6 tRNA genes and 2 rRNA genes are annotated in these 1,131 nt (G+C 52.3%); all 8 read left to right on the forward strand.

Annotated elements, in window-relative coordinates:
* A 23S ribosomal RNA gene (locus tag ACWGKI_RS20835) occupies window positions 1-396 on the forward strand; the annotation flags it as partial.
* A gap of 50 nt (window positions 397-446) precedes the next feature.
* Window positions 447-562, forward strand: a 5S ribosomal RNA gene (gene rrf / locus ACWGKI_RS20840).
* A gap of 5 nt (window positions 563-567) precedes the next feature.
* Window positions 568-643: transfer RNA gene (locus ACWGKI_RS20845), tRNA-Val, on the forward strand.
* A gap of 4 nt (window positions 644-647) precedes the next feature.
* A tRNA-Thr gene (locus ACWGKI_RS20850) sits at window positions 648-723 on the forward strand.
* An 8-nt stretch (window positions 724-731) separates the two neighbouring features.
* Window positions 732-815, forward strand: a tRNA-Tyr gene (locus ACWGKI_RS20855).
* 7 nt (window positions 816-822) lie between these two features.
* Window positions 823-897: transfer RNA gene (locus ACWGKI_RS20860), tRNA-Gln, on the forward strand.
* Between the two features lie 5 nt (window positions 898-902).
* Window positions 903-978 (forward strand) — tRNA-Lys (locus ACWGKI_RS20865).
* A gap of 13 nt (window positions 979-991) precedes the next feature.
* Window positions 992-1,073 (forward strand) — tRNA-Leu (locus ACWGKI_RS20870).
* The last annotated feature ends 58 nt before the right edge of the window (window positions 1,074-1,131 follow it).

The following is a 1,131-nucleotide window of genomic DNA, read 5'->3' on the forward strand; positions in this document are numbered from 1 at the left end:
TGTCGGCTCATCGCATCCTGGGGCTGTAGTCGGTCCCAAGGGTTGGGCTGTTCGCCCATTAAAGCGGTACGCGAGCTGGGTTCAGAACGTCGTGAGACAGTTCGGTCCCTATCCGTCGCGGGCGCAGGAAATTTGAGAGGAGCTGTCCTTAGTACGAGAGGACCGGGATGGACGCACCGCTGGTGTACCAGTTGTTCTGCCAAGGGCATCGCTGGGTAGCTATGTGCGGACGGGATAAGTGCTGAAAGCATCTAAGCATGAAGCCCCCCTCAAGATGAGATTTCCCATTCCGCAAGGAAGTAAGATCCCTGAAAGATGATCAGGTTGATAGGTCTGAGGTGGAAGTGTGGCGACACATGGAGCTGACAGATACTAATCGATCGAGGACTTAACCAATTTGAATGTATGCTTACTGTTATCTAGTTTTGAGAGAACACTCTCAATGGTTTGGTGGCGATAGCGAAGAGGTCACACCCGTTCCCATGCCGAACACGGAAGTTAAGCTCTCTAGCGCCGATGGTAGTTGGGACCTTGTCCCTGTGAGAGTAGGACGTTGCCAGGCAATTCGGAGGATTAGCTCAGCTGGGAGAGCATCTGCCTTACAAGCAGAGGGTCGGCGGTTCGATCCCGTCATCCTCCACCATTTAGCCGACTTAGCTCAATTGGTAGAGCAACTGACTTGTAATCAGTAGGTTGGGGGTTCAAGTCCTCTTGCCGGCACCATTTATATCGGAGGGGTAGCGAAGTGGCTAAACGCGGCGGACTGTAAATCCGCTCCTTCGGGTTCGGCAGTTCGAATCTGCCCCCCTCCACCATTTTTATTGGGCTATAGCCAAGCGGTAAGGCAACGGACTTTGACTCCGTCATGCGTTGGTTCGAATCCAGCTAGCCCAGCCATTTACGAGCCATTAGCTCAGTTGGTAGAGCATCTGACTTTTAATCAGAGGGTCGAAGGTTCGAGTCCTTCATGGCTCACCAGTTATATTCACACGCGGGTGTGGCGGAATTGGCAGACGCGCTAGACTTAGGATCTAGTGTCTTATGACGTGGGGGTTCAAGTCCCTTCACCCGCATCTTAAATTAAATAAATGTGCGGAAGTAGTTCAGTGGTAGAACACCACCTTGCCAAGG

Source organism: Isoptericola sp. NPDC055881 (genome assembly GCF_053615895.1).